This is a genomic window from Pseudomonadota bacterium (genome assembly GCA_010028905.1).
Lineage (GTDB): Bacteria > Vulcanimicrobiota > Xenobia > RGZZ01 > RGZZ01 > RGZZ01.
The window spans coordinates 1-1,320 of sequence record RGZZ01000833.1; the positions used below are offsets into that span (position 1 = coordinate 1).

1 protein-coding gene is annotated in these 1,320 nt (G+C 68.0%); it reads right to left on the bottom strand.

Features of this window, described 5'->3' with window-relative positions:
- A partial coding sequence (locus EB084_25705) for a serine/threonine protein kinase (protein NDD31659.1) occupies window positions 1-1,209 on the bottom strand: 1,209 nt, incomplete at its 3' end.
- Window positions 1,210-1,320 lie beyond the last annotated feature (111 nt).

Here is a 1,320-nt window from a genome sequence, read left to right on the forward strand (position 1 = left end):
GTGAAGAAGAGCGTGGCGCACCACAGACGCCTCGTCGAGTCGGCGGGCCTGAGACTCCGCCAGCGTCAGATCGCCCTTGTCGAGCGCGGCCTCTGCAAAGAGACGCAGCGAACGCTCTCTCCCTTCGCGCGCGGTCTCGCTCTCCGGCCACGACAGCAGCGCCTGCGTGAAGCTGGCCACCGCTTCACCGAACCGAACATAGGCCGCCTGACCTTCGAGGGTCTGGGCACGCTCGAGGGCTTCGAGGGCCAACGCCTCGACACGCGCGCTCTCCCGATGCTCGAGCGCGCGATGCAACGCCCCTCGAAAAGCCGAGACATGGGGAAAGCGATCTTCAGGACGCGGGGCCATGGCCGTGCGACAGATATGGGCCAGCTCCGTCGAGACCGACGCGCCCAGCACCGGAGGCACAGCCCTGACTGCGGCCCCCACAACGTCAGAGAGCCGCTGCTGCGCATACGGGGGGCGACCGCAGAGCACCTCGAAGAGCGTCGCGCCGAGCAGGAAGACGTCGGTGGCGGCGCCAGGCGCATCTCCGCGCGCCTGCTCCGGCGCCATGTAACGAGGCGTGCCACAGGGCACGCCATCAGATGGCATGCCGATCTCACGCGCCAGTCCCCAGTCGACGAGATAGACCTCGCCGTAGGCACCCAGCATCACGTTGTCTGGCTTGACATCGCAGTGCGCAACACCGCGACTGTGCGCATAGGCCAGCGCATTGCACAACGTGAGCAGCACCTCGAGATGACGGGCGAGGATCGATGCGTCGGAGACCTCGTCCGCTGAGCGCCCGCGAAGATCGTCTCCCCAGCGCCGCCCTTCGACGAGCTTCATCACGAGCGCCTCACCTTCCGCCGCACGGACGAGATCGTGCACCGGCACCACGTTCGGATGATCGAGACGCGCCGCCAGCCGCGCCTCCTGGGTGAAGCGTGTGGCCAGATCCGGCGACGGCGCCAGCTTCACCGCCACCTCTCGCCCCAGAACCTCCTGGGTGGCGCGATAGACCACCCCCATGCCACCGATGCCGACGGCCTGCCCCATCGTGTAGCCAGGAAGTGAGCCCGGCCGCGCACCGCCATCTGCAGGCTGCCCCTCTGCCGGGGAAAAGGTCTGCGCCGGATCGAGTGCCTCGAGCGCGCCATAGGAGCGGCTCCAGCGAAGGGCTGCCTGCTGCTCGAGCAGCGTCTCGTCGTCGTGATCGCTCACGCAGGCACCCGGAAGGACACGCGCGTCCCCTCTCCCACGGCAGACTCCACACGAAAATCAGCCGACGCACCGAAGAGCCCCATGACGCGGTCTCGCACATTCCCCAACCCG